This window comes from Pseudotenacibaculum haliotis (assembly GCF_042684245.1).
In the GTDB taxonomy this organism is placed as follows: Bacteria; Bacteroidota; Bacteroidia; order Flavobacteriales; family Flavobacteriaceae; genus Polaribacter; species Polaribacter haliotis_A.
The window spans coordinates 1-15,100 of record NZ_JBHULH010000011.1 but is presented as its reverse complement, the minus strand read 5'-3'; the positions used below and the strand labels follow the sequence as shown (position 1 = coordinate 15,100).

Genomic DNA, 15,100 nt, shown 5'->3' with positions numbered 1-15,100 from the left:
AAATGAAAAAACTAACCAGCTTAACCTATTTCTTTCTCATTATATTGACTTTATCTGTAAGTTGTAAAGGGCAAGAATCAACAGACGGAGGAATAGATGATCTAAGAAAAATTATAACTTCGGGCAAGTACCCAAAAGTCGATGGAATTATTGTTGCCAAAAATGGTAAAACCATTATTGAAGAATATTTCAATGGTTTTAACAAAAATAAACTCCATGAAACCAGATCCTCTTTTAAGTCCATCACGAGTTTACTGGCAGGTATTGCAATAGACCAAAATTTGTTTGATCTAGACGATGAAATAGGGGAATTTATTAATGAATGGTCAAAAGATTCAAGAGGTAAAATTCGTATTAAAGACCTACTGGAAATGCGATCGGGTTTAGCTTGTGAACAATTCTTTGATAAGGGTCCCGATTGTGAATCTGAAATGTATGAATCAGATGATTGGCTCAACTATCTTCTCAATATCCCACAACGTTATAAACCTGGCACAAAATGGGAGTACTCTTCTATGGAGCCAGATCTAGTTGGAATGATTATATCTAGAACCAGCAATAAAACCCTAATGGATTTTGCAGATGAATACCTCTTTAAACCTCTTGGAATAGAGGAATGTCAATGGGAAATTACCCCAGACGGAAGAGGCTATGCTGCGGGTTCTTCATACATGAAGCCACGAGATATGTTAAAAATAGCTCAATTAGTAGCCAATAAAGGACTTTGGAAAGGTCAGCAAATTGTTAGTAGTAATTGGATTCAAGAATCCACCAACTGTGATATAAAAATAGGAATGTCATTTTTATATTGGTCGGGTATAGAAAATGCTATTACAACTTCTGCAAAATATGGAGATTACTGGTATAGAGAGGTGTTACAGTACAAAGAAATAGAGACCGAAGTGCTTTTTGCTTCAGGAAATGGAGGGCAATATATGATGGTTTTAGAAGACTACGATGCAACAATTGTCTTTACTGGAAGCAATTACGGAAACTGGAGAGGAAAATTACCTTTTGATATTTTATTAAAATACCTTATTCCAATATTAGAAAACAAGCAATAGAAGTAGATAGCAATCTACAATACAGTATATAAGTAATTAGACATAGAGATGATCTCTATTTAACAATTCCCAGTTCTTTTCCTAAATGAACTAACAGAATAAGTTCTGATTTGTTCTTCTTGTGTACCCTATCTGCAATTACACAAGATACTTTCCATAAGATATTTCGTAAGGTATTTGTAAACAAATTTTCATATTCTCTTTTATAGCCAACAAATTCATAAAAGGATTCATCTGCATCTCTTTCTTGAGTATGTAGAATAGTAAACTCTTTAAATATCTGACCTATACCCTCTTTATCTGTATACTTTTTTAACCACTCTTCTCGAAAAGTTTGTTTGAATGCTTCTATTTCCTCCGGTCTTACATTACCATCAATAAATGCTACTGCATAAAACAGTTTAGCAATATGCTTGTAAAAATTGTAACTACCATTTCGTATCAAATCCATAGTACTTTTTGTTTGACGAAGATCAACCTTGCTAAGATATTTCCTTATTTGCTCCTGAGAAATGACATTTATCATGTGAAAAATCTCTTTTTTTCAAGAACTTAGAGGTATAAAACAAGGAAATCATGAAACATATAGGAATCTGGTTAGACAAAGACAAGGCGTACATTATTCGTATTGACAATGGAAAGGAATCTATGACAACGATTCCTTCCAATATAGAACACTTCCGTATACACGGTGGTTCAGGAACTCGATTAAAAGGAGGGCCGCAAGATGTAGTTCAGGATAGTAAATATTTAGAACGTGAAAAGCATCAAACCAAACGTTACTTCAGTGAAATTATAGAGCACCTCAAAGATTTTGATGCCTTAGCTCTCTTTGGTCCTGCAGATACCAATAGAAAGCTAGAGAAAGAGTTAGAGCTCTTTTACAAAGACATTTATAAAAAAATAGTGTTAGTAGAAAAAGTAGATAGTATGACCCTTAACCAAACGAAAGCTTTGGTTAGAGATACATTTACAAATTTAGTTTAGGTAAATAAGGAGGTCAAGAGTTCGTCAAACAGACGAATTATTGATCTCCTTTTCTCCATATTTCATTTCCATCAGACAGAAATATTAGATCTCCATCATTGTTGGTTATATATAAGGCCGCTTTGGTGGAAACACGATCCCACTTTCTATTTGCTTTATCATAAGCTTCTAAAGTAGTTTCCATACCATTTCTATTCTTTAAATAAGGAATAAGTGCATTTACAGTAATCATTCTAGGGTGCTTGTGTCCTTTGTTGGTTCCTACCGTTTCTGCTCCACATGAAATGGCTGCTATTGCCGGAGTAACAACATCTAAAAAAGGTTTTTTGGAAGAGGAATGTGATCCGTGATGTCCTACTTTAAGGAAATCTACATCCAACAATCCAACAGTATTTTGATCTTCTATCAATTTATTTTCCATCTCTACCTCTGCATCACCCGTAAATAAAAATGAAGAACTTCCATAATCTACTCTTACAATCACCGAATAATTGTTAGGGTCTATATTAGGTTCATCAAAGCCTTCAGGTCTTAGTATTCTGGCATTTACATCTGCTCGCGGGCAAAAATCTATTTTTGGAACCAAAGAATCTGTAAGTCGAAGCCTATTAATCGCGTGTTCATCCAATTCTCTTTCTAAAGATTTATACGTACCTGAAGTATTTGGCATTCCATTGTCTACATATTTGCCAACTGTATAATTATTAATTATCCAACTCATTCCGGCAATATGATCAGAATGCGGATGTGTGGCCACTACAACTTCTATTGGATTGTCTTTAGATTGAAAATCAGTCATGTAATTTCTAAACTCGGTTTGTGATCCGGAATATCTAAATCCTGCATTCAATTCGGCAGCGTCTATAAGTAACTCGTGGTTTCCATCCGGACATCTGATGATCATTGCATCTCCTTGTCCTATGTTGATGATATGTAACTCTAAATTTCCATTTTGATCTACATTGCTTGTAACTTCTGATGAAGGTTTTGTTTTTACTCTTACACGCGACTTATAAATATAACCTACTTTATCTTCGGGAGTTCTTACTTTTAAATAACCTGTACCAAAAAGCCTATCTTCCAAAAGAGGCAGATCTACTCCGGATTTTACTCGTTCAATAACAGAGGATGAACTGAGAGAATCCTTTCGAATAGGTGCGTCTCTGGTTACTTCTGCATATTTTTCTTGTGCATGTAATCCTACTGATAAAAGAAGAAATAGAACAATTGTTATTCTGATCATGATGTTTGCGGATTGTTCTTTTCGTACTCCTTTCTTCTTCTCTCTGCATCACTTCTAAAATCTAAAACTTCACCAAAAAGTTTAAGAGATGCTTTGCTTCCTCCTGCAATGATCAATCCTGTTATAAAGTAGCCTAACTCTGGCGATACATGTGGGTTTTTAGTAACAATCGCCAAAGCATTAAAACCTATATTGTATACCACAACAATAGAAACTATAATGGCTATTAGTTCTTTTATTCCTTTTTTCTTAGGCTTTGTTGTAGGCGCTTGTCCTTCTCCTTCTGCTTCCGTAGCTGGAGCTGGCTTCTTTTTTGTTCCCGGATTATACCATCCAATAAACAATGATGATTCAAAAACTACTGATAGTGCTCTTTCTACAAAAAATGATAGAACAACAATTAAGGTAAGTACGTCGAATAACGTAGTGTAATCGACAGCAAATTCTAATGCATCCATGACTTTTAATTAGGTTTTGGGTTAGTTGATGCATAAAGTTAATTTGAGCGTACGGGATATTTTTAGGTATAAATACTTGTTTTTTAAAACCCTTAAATACTCTTGCTTTTTTTTGAAAGGAAATTCTATGTGTTAAAACACTATTGGAATCACATATAAGTAGTACAAGATCAAAAAGACTACAGCTAAAACATTTAGCATTACTCCGGCTCTTACCATTTGATTGACTTTTACATAACCACTGGCAAAAACAATAGCATTGGGTGGTGTGGCCATCGGTAGCATAAATGCACAACTTGATGCCATCGTTACAGGAATTAATACGTTTAGCATTGGAATATTCAATCCAATAGCAATTCCTGCTACAACGGGAGCTAAAACTGCTACCAGAGCTACATTGCTCATCAATTCAGTCATAAATAACATCAAAGCAATCAATAAGCTTACAACTACTAGAGGAGTAAAACCTCCATTCTTTATGGCTTCGGTAATAACATCTACCAAACCGCTGGAAGCCATTCCTTTTGCCAAAGCCAAACCTCCACCAAAGAGTAGTAAAATACCCCATGCTAATTTGCTGGTATCGTTCCATTGCAGTACAAATGACCCTTTTTTAAAGTTTAACGGGATGGCAAACAATGAAACAGCTCCTATTAAACTAATGATGGTATCTGTTAGTCGTAAACCCGGGAAAAGTTTATTGATGATGGTTCTTGTGATCCACAGGAATACTGTGATTGAAAAAATAGTAAGTACTCTGCGTTCTTCTTTGGAGATCTTTCCTAACTTCTTTAATTCTTCTGAAATGATATTTGCTGAAGTGGAAAATTGAATGTGATTGCAAGGAAACATCCACTTGACCAATACCAAATAACAAACCCACACCATTAAAATAGAAAATGGCAATCCCATACTCATCCATTTTACAAAAGAGATCTCAATATTATACTCACTTTCCAGCAAGGCTATTAATACCGAGTTTGGTGGCGTTCCAATAACTGTAGCAATTCCTCCTGCATTGGCAGAAAATGCGATTCCTAGCATAATGCTTAGTGCAAAATTCCGGTCTCCTTTGGTAAAACCATCTTCATCATCAATCAACAATTTGATCACAGAAATGGCAATGGGCAGCATTACAACGGTACTGGCTGTATTGCTTATCCACATACTCATAAAAGCCGTTGCAATCATAAATCCTAAGATTACTTTATTGGGTGTGGTTCCCGTCATTCTAATGATGGTTAGGGCAATTCGTTTGTGTAAGTTTACTTTCTCTAAAGCCAATGCTAAAACAAATCCACCAAAGAATAAAAAGATAATAGGGTGCCCGTAATTGGCTCCTACATCTGCTGCCGGCATAATCTTGAGCAGCGGAAACAAAATAAGTGGTAACAAAGCGGTAACAGCAATATGAACAGCTTCTGTAATCCACCAAATAACCATCCAAACAGCTACAGCAATAACCATATCTCCGGTTTCTGAAACCAGGTGAAATGGTAAATTGATTATGATAAAAAATAAAACAGGTGCTAAGAGTAAACCGATCTTTTTAGAAAGTGTCATGAATTGCATTTGTCCCTAAAAATAAAAAAACCTCCCAAATTGGGAGGCTTTTTATATTAGATTGTCATTTCGACTTCGCTCAATGACCTAGTATCTATAATGTTCTGGTTTAAAAGGACCTTCTACAGTAACACCAATATATTCTGCTTGATCTTCACGTAACTCAGTCAATTCAACCCCAATCTTTGCTAAATGTAGTTTTGCTACTTTCTCATCTAAGTGCTTTGGTAACATGTAAACTTCATTCTTATAAGCATCAATATTGTTCCATAACTCAATTTGAGCCAATGTTTGGTTTGTAAATGAATTACTCATTACAAAACTTGGGTGACCTGTAGCACATCCTAAGTTTACCAAACGCCCTTCAGCAAGAATAATGATATCGTTTCCATTGATGGTATATTTATCAACTTGTGGTTTGATCTCAACTTTTGTTGCTCCATGATTGTCATTCATCCAAGCCATGTCTATCTCGTTGTCAAAGTGACCAATGTTACATACAATAGTCTTGTCTTTCATTGCTTCGAAGTGCTTACCTTGTACAATATCTTTATTACCGGTAGTAGTAATTACGATATCTGCATTTCCTACAACAGTTTCTAATTTCTTCACTTCAAAACCGTCCATTGCAGCTTGTAAAGCACAAATAGGATCGATCTCAGTTACAGTAACAATAGATCCTGCTCCTCTAAATGAAGCTGCAGTTCCTTTTCCTACATCTCCGTATCCACAAACAACTACTCTTTTTCCAGCTAACATTACGTCTGTTGCTCTACGAATTGCATCTACAGCAGATTCTTTACATCCGTATTTGTTATCAAATTTCGACTTAGTTACAGAATCATTCACGTTGATTGCAGGCATAGGTAATGTTCCTGCTTTCATTCTGTCATATAATCTGTGAACTCCTGTAGTTGTTTCTTCAGACAATCCATTAATTCCATCTACTAACTCTGGATAACGATCCAACACCATGTTTGTTAAATCACCTCCATCATCTAAGATCATATTCAATGGTTTTTTGTCTTCTCCAAAGAATAATGTTTGCTCGATACACCAATCAAACTCTTCTTCGTTCATTCCTTTCCATGCATACACAGGTGTTCCGGCAGCAGCAATAGCAGCGGCAGCTTGATCTTGTGTAGAGAAAATATTACAAGAACTCCAAGTAACTTCTGCTCCTAAGGCTTGTAATGTTTCAATTAAGACAGCTGTTTGAATGGTCATGTGAAGACATCCAGCGATTCTTGCTCCTTTTAAAGGTTGCTCGTCTTTGTACTCTTCTCTTAACGACATTAATCCAGGCATTTCAGCCTCTGCCAATTCAATTTCTTTTCTTCCCCATGCAGCTAAAGAAATATCTTTAACTTTGTATGGTACGTATGTGGATGTATTTGTACTCATCTGAATTATTTTTTATTCTAATTTTGAGACCGCAAAGTTACGGAATAACTTTTTAAAATATGCCTCTTTACAAAAGGATCAATGTTAACGATTATACTAAAGTTCTGATTTGGAAGATCGAAGAGTCTTTGGATGAGATTTCTCAGGGAATTCAACTTACCGAGAAATGTCAATCTAGGGTAGATTCAATGCGATCTGAAATTCATCAGAAAGGATTTTATAGTGTTCGTAAGTTACTACACGAAGTAGGATACGAAGATGCTGATCTCCGTTATGATGAGTTTGGAAAGCCTCATTTGAAAGATGAGAACTTTATTTCTATAACACATTCTTTTCATTTTTCTGCCATCATTATTTGCTCGAGATCTCCCGTAGGAATCGATATTGAAATGCAACGTGATAAGATTGTAAAGATTGCTCATAAGTTTACACCTATTGAAGAGTATAAGACCATTGCCAATCATGATGCCTTGGTAAGCAAGCTTACTATTGTTTGGGGCGCTAAGGAGTCTTTATACAAGATTTACGGAAAGAAAAAGTTGTTATTTTTACATCACATCAATATTGAAGATTTTAGATTTGCTGATGCAAAAACCACAGGAGAAATTCGATATGAAGGTCATGTATCTAATCATGATATTTGTTTTCTGGAGTTTGAAGGGTTTACCTGTGTTTATGCTTTTAATGAATGACGGTTTATCAAGAAATTTTAGAGGCTAAAGAATCCGGAAAGAAGTTACTGGCTGTATTGATCGATCCTGAAAAGATCGAAATACAAAGTATTCATTCCTTTATACAGCAAGTCAATCAATCTATGGCTACGCATATTTTTGTAGGAGGAAGTACAGATGTACACAATCAAACAGAGCAAGTAGTTATAGAGATTAAAAAATACACCACCTTACCTGTACTGTTATTTCCTGGAAGCGCACAACAAGTTACTTCTAAAGCAGATGGTATTTTGTTTTTGAGTTTACTATCGGGGAGAAACCCGGAATATCTTATTGAGCAACAAATTGCTTCTGCCTTAACAGTTCAAAAATCTGGCTTAGAGGTTATTCCTACCGGATATATACTCATCGATGGAGGAAAGCAAACCTCTGTAGAAAGAATAAGCAGAACGCAACCTTTAGCACAAAACAATTACGAATTGATTCTAAAGACGTCTTTAGCCGGACAATTTTCCGGTAAAAAGTTGATCTATTTAGAAGCCGGGTCTGGCGCTATAAATCCGGTAGGTGTTGTGGCTATTAACTGTGTGAAAAGTGAAATCCAAATCCCGCTTATTGTAGGAGGAGGTATTAAAAATATCAATCAATTGAACAATGCCTATAATGCCGGAGCAGATATGGTTGTTATAGGAACTGCTTTTGAAAAAGACCCTACATTTTTTAACGAATTGAAAAAAGAAACCATCAATGAAAATTTCCGTTGAGTTGACCCTTATGCCGCTTCAAAACGATTTTGAAGAACCTATTATCAACTTTATTAAAAAACTGCGCGCCTCAAAATTCACCGTATTAGAAAATCCACTAAGCACTCAGATCTATGGAGATTACGATGAGTTGATGCCTTTTTTAACCGAAGAGATCAAATCTTCTTTTGAGCAACAGGAGCATGTGGTACTAAACTTAAAAATGGTCAAATCTGATCGTAGCGATTATGAACCAAGTTTTTGATTTTCTTTTCGGCCAATACGCTGATTCTTCTGCCATTGATATTACCTTAGAGATTACTGCTGTAATCTTTGGGTTTTTATCCGTTTGGTTTTCAAAACAGAATAAAATTTGGGTATTTCCAACGGGAATGATCAGCACTTCTATCTATGTTTATCTACTACTAAAATGGGAGCTCTTAGGTGATATGATGATCAATGGGTATTACTTTATCATGAGTGTTTATGGTTGGTATATCTGGACTCGAAAAGTTGATGAAACTCACGTTACGCCTATTTCCAGAACAACTAATAAAGAGAAGAAAATTAGTATCGCTATTTTCTTTGCCACATTGGTATTTGTGTATTTTGTGTATACTAGTTTTGATAAATGGACTAGTTGGACTGCATACGTAGATACTGTAACTACTGCTATCTTCTTTGTAGGAATGTGGTTGATGGCAAGAAGGAAGATAGAAAACTGGATCTATTGGATCATTGGTGATATTATTTCTGTTCCTTTGTATTTTCATAAAGGCTTTACATTTACAAGCCTTCAATATTTCTTTTTTACATTCATAGCAATATTTGGTTATTTAGCATGGAAAAAAACCTTAGACAAGAAGACATCAACATTGTAAAGGTAGTTTTGTTTGGCCCAGAAAGTACGGGAAAAACAACACTGTCAATTCAACTTGCCAAACATTACAATACGGTTTGGGTAGAGGAATATGCCAGACCTTACCTTCAAAAAGTTTGGAATCAAGAAAGAAGAACTTGCGAAACCAAAGACATCTTGCCTATTGCTTATGGACAGATTGCTTTGGAAAACAGATTGGCAAAACGAGCCGATAAAATATTGATCTGTGATACAGATCTGTTGGAAACCAAAGTATATTCTGAAGAGTATTATGGTGGTTTTGTAGATCCTTTGTTGGAAGAAGCTGCTGTAGAAAACTCGTATGATCTTTACTTCCTAACATACATAGATACTCCTTGGGTTGAAGATGATTTGAGAGACAGACCCGATCAACGACTGGAGATGTTCAATGCTTTTAAAAATGCTTTGAAAAAATACAATCGCCCATATGTGTTATTAAAAGGAGATAAAGAAACACGTTTGCAAACTGCAGTAGAAGCAATTGATAAAATACTTTCTAACAGAAACAACCTATACTCCTATTCTCAAACACTGTTGTGAACAAAGAATCTCTATACAAAGAATTACAGTTCAAGGCAGTAAGAAGTTCCGGTGCCGGAGGTCAACATGTAAATAAAGTATCTTCTAAAGTTGAATTGTTTTTTGATGTTTTAAATTCTTCATCTCTCTCGGTTGAAGAAAAGAGTTTATTGCGTAAAAATCTTGCTAATAAGATTTCTAAAGAGGGCGTATTAAAACTTTCTTCAAGTGAAAGTAGGAGTCAGCATAATAATAAAGAAAAAGTAATTGAACGTTTTTTTGAATTGATCGAAAAAGGATTGATTGTTCCCAAAAAAAGAAAACCCATAAAAATAAGTAGAGCTCAAAAACAAAAACGATTAGAAAATAAGCAGAAGCATTCTTCAAAAAAGAATCTTCGCAGAAAACCTGACATTGACTAAAAAGGAAAGAGAGTCATGTAAACACGACTCTCCTTTAATAATTACTGTCCCCCATAGTAATTACCTAACTCTGATAAAATCAGAGGTTTTCCTTTTGAGTTTTACAGTTATAAAACCTGCCAACAAACCTACAAATAGTTAACTGTCAATAAAATAGCGTATAGCTATAAATTATAGCTAAAGCAGTTAACCATTTATAGTTAGTTGAAAAAGCTATAAATATCCCTAAAAACTGGGAAACAAGGTGCTTTGGGTTTTTGCTAATTTTGTGCTGTACTTCCCCCATTAGCCTATGAATTCTATAAAAACTCGTACAGATGAGTACTACCCAACAGTTAGTAGATGAAATCCGAGAGAGAATAAAAAAGATCAGAATAGAAAAGGGATACTCTCAAGATTATATGGCGGAAATGCTTAATATTAGTCAAAACGCTTACCATAAACTGGAGCGAGGACACACCAGAATCAATCTTCGGAAATTTATTGATATTGCAAAAATTTTAGAAATAGAGACTGCTGAGTTGATCAACGGTCCTGAACACGTGTATATGTTCTCTAAATATTATCAGAAAAGTCTTCTCAGAAAAATAGAGTAATTATTATTCTTTATTTCAAAAAACTCAATTAACTTTGCGGCGTTCTCATAAAGGGGTGCCTTTTTGGAATTATGAATGATTAATTATGAATTCTCAATTGAGTTAATTCGACATTAAAAATTCAAAATTCGTAATTAAATTCAGGCTGAGATCATACCCGTAGAACCTAGAACAGGTAATGCTGTTTAGGGACTTATGACCGTCATTGCAAAGAATCTTATTCTGGTGCAATCTTAGAGATTACAACTTTGTAAGCTCATTGTAATGACAAATTTTAATTATTCTAACGATCGAATAATTGCCTCTTTTTATTCATTTTATTTTTATAATGAAATGTTTATCATTTTTTAAAAAAGCGAAGATTTTAGTACCTTTTTTAAGTCTGTTTGCAATCGGTTTTGCAAACGCTCAGAGTTACACTTTACAAGGTAAAGTTGTTGATGAAAACCAGGAAGCATTATTAGGTGCTACCGTAATGGTAAAAGAGATCAACAAAGGAACATCCACAGATCTTGACGGTAAATTTAGTATCACCTTGCAAGAAGGGAACTACACCTTAAAGGTTTCTTATGTTGGTTTTAAAACCTTAGAGAAAACCATTTCTCTAAAGGGAGATCAAAACATCACTTTAGTTCTTTCTTCAGATGAGAATCTACTGGATGAAGTATTGGTAAAAGCAGTACGTGCTACTTCCAATATTCCGGTTACTTATTCGAATCTGAATAAAAAGGAGATTGCAAAACGTAATCTTGGTCAGGACATTCCGGTGTTGTTAAACTATCTTCCTTCTGTTATTTCTTCTTCTGATGCCGGTGCCGGTATTGGATATACTTATTTGAACGTAAGGGGATCTAACAGTGAACGAATTAACGTTACCATTAATGGAATTCCTTACAACGATGCTGAGAGTCACGGAACCTTCTGGGTGAATTTAGGAGATTTTGCTTCTTCTACTCAAAACCTGCAATTGCAACGTGGTGTTGGAACTTCTACCAATGGTTCGGGAGCTTTCGGAGCTAGCTTGAACATCTTAACAGATGCTGTTTCTGAAAACCCTTATGGAGAGATTTCCAATTCATTTGGTTCTTTTGACACAAGAAAACATACCGTAAAGTTTAGTACCGGAAAGATCAATGATCATTTTGAAATTTCTGGACGTTTGTCAAACATCTATTCTGATGGGTACGTAGATCGTGCTTATACAGATTTGAAATCTTACTTCTTGCAAGGAGCATACGTAGATGAGACTACCTTAATTAAAGCAGTTGCTTTTGGAGGTGAAGAGGTTACTTACCAAGCTTGGTTTGGATTAACTCCAGATCAATTGGCACAAGACAGAAGACAAAATCCTTATACTTATGACAATGAGGTAGACGATTATCAACAAAATCACTACCAATTGCATTGGAATGAGAAATTGAATGAGAATTGGTCTACAAACATTGGGTTAAACTATACTAAAGGACAAGGGTTCTTTGAGCAATTTAAAGACAGTGAAGATGCTGCAGATTTTAACAATTTAATTGTTGATGGTAGCAATGTAATTGTTAGAAGATGGTTAGACAACAATTTCTATGTTGCTAACTTTACTGCAAATTACGAAAAGGATGATCTAAACATTATTTCCGGAATCTCTTATAGCAACTATACCGGAGATCACTTTGGAGAAGTAATTTGGGGAAGCGATTTAGCTGCGAATACAAACATCAGAGATCGTTACTATTTTAGTGATTCTAAGAAGACAGATTTTAGTATCTTCTCAAAAGCTACTTTTGATCTAAGTGAAACTGTTTCTGCTTATATTGATGTACAAGGAAGATTTGTAAACTATCAAACACAAGGGTTGACTTCAGACAGAGATCCTATTGATGTAGATGCCAGCTTTAGCTTCTTTAATCCAAAGGCAGGGTTCATCTATAGAATTGCAGATCAGAACAGCTTATACTTATCCTATGCAAGAGCTAACAGAGAGCCTAACAGAAACGATTTTGAAGGTGGAGTAACGACTCACGAAACTTTGGACGACATCGAATTTGGATGGCGTTATCAAACAGAAGGAGTTCGTTTGAATACCAACCTATATTTTATGAACTATAAGAACCAATTGGTTTTAACAGGGGCTCTTGATGGTGTAGGTGCTCCGGTAAGAGCTACCAGTGGAAAGAGTTACCGTTTTGGATTGGAGATTGATGCAGACATTCAGTTGGGTGATAAATTCTCTGTTCGTCCGAATGCAGCTTTTAGCTCTAACAAGAACAGAGATTTCTTTGCTACTATTGATGGAGTGTTGGAAGACTTAGGAAACACGCCTATTTCTTTTTCTCCAAATGTAATTGTTGGAAATGCATTCATCTACCAACCAACACCTAACTTCCAAATCTCATTCTTATCAAAGTTTGTAGGAGAGCAGTTCATGAGCAACTTGAATAGCAGAGTATCTCGTTTGGATGTTTTGGATAGCTACTTTACAAGTGATTTGAACTTCGTTTACGAAATAGACACAGAAAAGATCTTTGATTCGATCGTGATCACAGGATTGATCAATAATATTTTTAACGCAGAGTACGTAGATAGAGGGTACTATTTTACTTTTGACGATACCTGGACAAACCCAGGAACCACTACCACTGTTGATGGTGCCGGATATTATCCGCAAGCCACAGCAAATTTCTTAGTAGGATTGACGTTAAAGTTTTAAATGCGAAAAACCCGAGGCTTAGCCTCGGGTTTTGTTTTTATTATCTTGTGAGTTTTACAAACGTTTTGCTTCTCTATCTTGTCCTCCTTGGTGGAGTGTCAAGCTTTTAATTTTCCCATTTTCATCCTTGTTAAACGTAATGCTTGCCTTAACTACTTTCAAATAGAAAGTATTCTCAGATGATGGAAATACTTGAAACTTAGATTGGCCTGTTGCTTGTAAAAACAACTGTCCTTTGTTTTTAGTAATGTTGATTTGAAATGTTGGTACCAACTCATATTTTCCAACATAGCTTTCTAAAACCGCATTGTCTACCTCAAAGGGTTTTGTTGGAATTCGGATTTTTCTTGATTCATCTAATAATTTGAATCCTATATCATTCACAGCTTCTATAGAATTGGTTAGAACAACAACTCCTTTTGTTGTTCCTTCCACAAAGCCTGTAAAAGCGGTATAGCCTCCTGTTTGTCCGTTGTGCCATATGATCTTTTTACCATCTCCTCTTTTTAGATAATGCCAACCCAATCCAATAGAAAAATCGTTGTCTCCTTTGTAAGCTGTTTGGTGACTTGCCACCATTGCCTTGTGGATGCTTTTATGATCATTGATCATATTGGCTTGAATAAATTTTACCATGTCATTCAAGGTCGATTTTATTCCTCCTGCGCTTCCTAAGGTCATAAAATCCCACGTAGGCATATGAAGCGATCCTGAATGCCCTTTGGCCAATTGTGCTTTCATTTTGTCAGTCATCTCCATCTTTGTTTCAGACATTTTATACGGTGTTGCTATTCGCTCTATAATAAGCTCTTCATAGGATTTTCCGGTATGTAGTTCTAAAATGTGGCCCAACAGTCCCATGGCTAAGTTTGAATATTCATAACGTGCCCCAATATCTCTTGTGAGTGTATAGCTATTTAAAAAAGCGTAGAGTTGTTCTACAGAATAGTCTGCAAAAGGGTTCAATGGATTCTTGGGAGCAAAGTTACTGGGCATTCTAGGCAATGCAGAAGTGTGTGTTGCCAAATCTTTTAATGTGATCTCTTTCTCATTTCTTGTAGGTACTTTGACATCTTTTGGCAGGTATTTAGAAATAGGGTCTGACAGTTTCATAGTTCCTTTTTCTACTTCGTCTGCTAAGATGATGGTGGTAAAAACTTTGGAAATAGACCCAATCTCAAAAACGGAGTTTCCATTTACAGGAGTTCCGTTTTCCAATGCTGTTTTTCCATAGTAGAAATAGTCTACTTTCTCTCCATCTACTAATGCAACAACAATTCCTACATTGTCTCCATAGTCGACGCGCTTTTTTATGTTGTCTTTGATTTCATTGGAGATCTGTTGTGCATAAACAATGCTTGTGCTTATGAATAAGGCAAATAAGAAGGCTAGTTTTTTCATTTTTCTGTAGTTGGTTAATTCATCTGACGCTGACATATTTGTTTTGTTACTATTTCTAAAGTTAAAATAAAACTTAGTAACTCTTTGTAAGCTCTTTTTTACTTTACTTATTCTATATAGAGCTTTCGTAAATATATTTATCCGTTTACGGGAAATCTATTTATGATAGCACCAATTTCTAAAAACGAATATTGAGGCTTACAATGTGTTACGGTAAGATATCTAAAAGAAAACCCAGCACTTTTGTACTGGGCTTGTTTAAACTTATACCTTATACATTGCACGGATTACAAATCCGTGCTCCCCCAGCTGGTGCGCGAATGCCTCGCGTTCCAATAAAAATAAAAAAACTACGCTAATATCTCGGTTCTTTTTTATTTCTCTAATCTTCCTACGGCACAACTGACAAAAGATTTTGCTTTGTGCAATA

At 35.4% G+C, this 15,100-nt stretch carries 16 protein-coding genes; 10 read left to right on the top strand and 6 right to left on the bottom strand.

Going from position 1 to position 15,100, the window contains the following annotated elements:
• Positions 1-2: 2 nt before the first annotated feature.
• On the top strand, positions 3-1,064 hold the full coding sequence (locus ACFSRZ_RS13755; protein ID WP_379667145.1) for a serine hydrolase domain-containing protein: 1,062 nt from the start codon (positions 3-5) through the stop codon (positions 1,062-1,064).
• 55 nt (positions 1,065-1,119) lie between these two features.
• On the opposite strand, the gene ACFSRZ_RS13750 is transcribed toward ACFSRZ_RS13755, so the two are convergent.
• Entirely contained in the window at positions 1,120-1,515 is a 396-nt protein-coding gene (locus ACFSRZ_RS13750; RefSeq protein WP_379667144.1) for a tellurite resistance TerB family protein, read from the bottom strand.
• Between the two features lie 125 nt (positions 1,516-1,640).
• On the opposite strand from ACFSRZ_RS13750, the gene ACFSRZ_RS13745 reads away from it, so the two are divergent.
• A complete protein-coding gene (locus tag ACFSRZ_RS13745) occupies positions 1,641-2,051 on the top strand; it encodes a hypothetical protein (RefSeq protein WP_379667143.1) in 411 nt (136 codons plus the stop codon).
• Positions 2,052-2,088: 37 nt separating this feature from the next.
• On the opposite strand, the gene ACFSRZ_RS13740 is transcribed toward ACFSRZ_RS13745, so the two are convergent.
• The 4 genes from ACFSRZ_RS13740 to ahcY form a co-directional block, all read right to left on the bottom strand.
• The gene (locus ACFSRZ_RS13740) at positions 2,089-3,294 is read right to left on the bottom strand and encodes an MBL fold metallo-hydrolase (protein WP_379667142.1); all 1,206 of its coding nucleotides are present in this window, start codon (positions 3,292-3,294) and stop codon (positions 2,089-2,091) included.
• Entirely contained in the window at positions 3,291-3,752 is a 462-nt protein-coding gene (locus ACFSRZ_RS13735; RefSeq protein WP_379667141.1) for a hypothetical protein, read from the bottom strand. The genes ACFSRZ_RS13740 and ACFSRZ_RS13735 overlap by 4 nt, the downstream gene beginning before the upstream one ends.
• Positions 3,753-3,884: 132 nt before the next feature.
• On the bottom strand, positions 3,885-5,315 hold the full coding sequence (locus tag ACFSRZ_RS13730; RefSeq protein ID WP_379667140.1) for an SLC13 family permease: 1,431 nt from the start codon (positions 5,313-5,315) through the stop codon (positions 3,885-3,887).
• An 87-nt stretch (positions 5,316-5,402) separates the two neighbouring features.
• Positions 5,403-6,719: an adenosylhomocysteinase gene (ahcY, locus tag ACFSRZ_RS13725; protein WP_379667139.1), complete on the bottom strand. Its 1,317-nt coding sequence runs from the start codon at positions 6,717-6,719 to the stop codon at positions 5,403-5,405.
• Between the two features lie 59 nt (positions 6,720-6,778).
• On the opposite strand from ahcY, the gene ACFSRZ_RS13720 reads away from it, so the two are divergent.
• From ACFSRZ_RS13720 to ACFSRZ_RS13685, 8 genes are all read left to right on the top strand, one after another.
• Positions 6,779-7,411, top strand: coding sequence for a 4'-phosphopantetheinyl transferase family protein (locus ACFSRZ_RS13720; RefSeq protein ID WP_379667138.1), 633 nt, complete (start codon positions 6,779-6,781; stop codon positions 7,409-7,411).
• Positions 7,408-8,154 (top strand): geranylgeranylglyceryl/heptaprenylglyceryl phosphate synthase, encoded by a 747-nt coding sequence (locus ACFSRZ_RS13715; protein ID WP_379667137.1) that lies wholly within the window; start codon positions 7,408-7,410, stop codon positions 8,152-8,154. Before ACFSRZ_RS13720 ends, ACFSRZ_RS13715 begins: the two co-directional genes overlap by 4 nt.
• Entirely contained in the window at positions 8,138-8,398 is a 261-nt protein-coding gene (locus tag ACFSRZ_RS13710; RefSeq protein WP_379667136.1) for a YkoF family thiamine/hydroxymethylpyrimidine-binding protein, read from the top strand. Before ACFSRZ_RS13715 ends, ACFSRZ_RS13710 begins: the two co-directional genes overlap by 17 nt.
• Positions 8,382-9,014: a nicotinamide riboside transporter PnuC gene (pnuC, locus tag ACFSRZ_RS13705; protein ID WP_379667135.1), complete on the top strand. Its 633-nt coding sequence runs from the start codon at positions 8,382-8,384 to the stop codon at positions 9,012-9,014. The genes ACFSRZ_RS13710 and pnuC overlap by 17 nt, the downstream gene beginning before the upstream one ends.
• Positions 8,975-9,574: an AAA family ATPase gene (locus tag ACFSRZ_RS13700; RefSeq protein ID WP_379667134.1), complete on the top strand. Its 600-nt coding sequence runs from the start codon at positions 8,975-8,977 to the stop codon at positions 9,572-9,574. The genes pnuC and ACFSRZ_RS13700 overlap by 40 nt, the downstream gene beginning before the upstream one ends.
• Complete coding sequence (gene arfB / locus ACFSRZ_RS13695) at positions 9,571-9,975, top strand: alternative ribosome rescue aminoacyl-tRNA hydrolase ArfB (RefSeq protein WP_379667133.1); 405 nt, start codon at positions 9,571-9,573, stop codon at positions 9,973-9,975. Before ACFSRZ_RS13700 ends, arfB begins: the two co-directional genes overlap by 4 nt.
• A 317-nt stretch (positions 9,976-10,292) precedes the next feature.
• Positions 10,293-10,571, top strand: coding sequence for a helix-turn-helix domain-containing protein (locus tag ACFSRZ_RS13690; RefSeq protein ID WP_379667132.1), 279 nt, complete (start codon positions 10,293-10,295; stop codon positions 10,569-10,571).
• A 328-nt stretch (positions 10,572-10,899) separates the two neighbouring features.
• Positions 10,900-13,269, top strand: coding sequence for a TonB-dependent receptor (locus tag ACFSRZ_RS13685; protein WP_379667131.1), 2,370 nt, complete (start codon positions 10,900-10,902; stop codon positions 13,267-13,269).
• A gap of 54 nt (positions 13,270-13,323) precedes the next feature.
• Here the strand turns inward: ACFSRZ_RS13685 and ACFSRZ_RS13680 are convergent, their stop codons facing one another.
• Positions 13,324-14,670 carry a serine hydrolase gene (locus ACFSRZ_RS13680; RefSeq protein ID WP_379667130.1) on the bottom strand — a complete coding sequence of 449 codons (1,347 nt, stop codon included), beginning with the start codon at positions 14,668-14,670 and terminating at the stop codon, positions 13,324-13,326.
• Between the last annotated feature and the right edge of the window lie 430 nt (positions 14,671-15,100).

Excerpts from the sequence above, each read along its gene's own strand:
- ACFSRZ_RS13680 (WP_379667130.1), bottom strand. The coding sequence starts at position 14,670 with ATGAAAAAACTAGCCTTCTTATTTGCCTTATTCATAAGCACAAGCATT.
- ACFSRZ_RS13690 (WP_379667132.1), top strand. The coding sequence starts at position 10,293 with ATGAGTACTACCCAACAGTTAGTAGATGAAATCCGAGAGAGAATAAAA.
- ACFSRZ_RS13745 (WP_379667143.1), top strand. The coding sequence starts at position 1,641 with ATGAAACATATAGGAATCTGGTTAGACAAAGACAAGGCGTACATTATT.
- ACFSRZ_RS13755 (WP_379667145.1), top strand. The coding sequence starts at position 3 with ATGAAAAAACTAACCAGCTTAACCTATTTCTTTCTCATTATATTGACT.
- ACFSRZ_RS13750 (WP_379667144.1), bottom strand. The coding sequence starts at position 1,515 with ATGGATTTGATACGAAATGGTAGTTACAATTTTTACAAGCATATTGCT.
- pnuC (WP_379667135.1), top strand. The coding sequence starts at position 8,382 with ATGAACCAAGTTTTTGATTTTCTTTTCGGCCAATACGCTGATTCTTCT.
- ACFSRZ_RS13735 (WP_379667141.1), bottom strand. The coding sequence starts at position 3,752 with ATGGATGCATTAGAATTTGCTGTCGATTACACTACGTTATTCGACGTA.
- ahcY (WP_379667139.1), bottom strand. The coding sequence starts at position 6,719 with ATGAGTACAAATACATCCACATACGTACCATACAAAGTTAAAGATATT.
- ACFSRZ_RS13740 (WP_379667142.1), bottom strand. The coding sequence starts at position 3,294 with ATGATCAGAATAACAATTGTTCTATTTCTTCTTTTATCAGTAGGATTA.
- ACFSRZ_RS13715 (WP_379667137.1), top strand. The coding sequence starts at position 7,408 with ATGACGGTTTATCAAGAAATTTTAGAGGCTAAAGAATCCGGAAAGAAG.
- ACFSRZ_RS13685 (WP_379667131.1), top strand. The coding sequence starts at position 10,900 with ATGAAATGTTTATCATTTTTTAAAAAAGCGAAGATTTTAGTACCTTTT.
- ACFSRZ_RS13710 (WP_379667136.1), top strand. The coding sequence starts at position 8,138 with ATGAAAATTTCCGTTGAGTTGACCCTTATGCCGCTTCAAAACGATTTT.
- ACFSRZ_RS13700 (WP_379667134.1), top strand. The coding sequence starts at position 8,975 with ATGGAAAAAAACCTTAGACAAGAAGACATCAACATTGTAAAGGTAGTT.
- ACFSRZ_RS13730 (WP_379667140.1), bottom strand. The coding sequence starts at position 5,315 with ATGACACTTTCTAAAAAGATCGGTTTACTCTTAGCACCTGTTTTATTT.
- ACFSRZ_RS13720 (WP_379667138.1), top strand. The coding sequence starts at position 6,779 with ATGCCTCTTTACAAAAGGATCAATGTTAACGATTATACTAAAGTTCTG.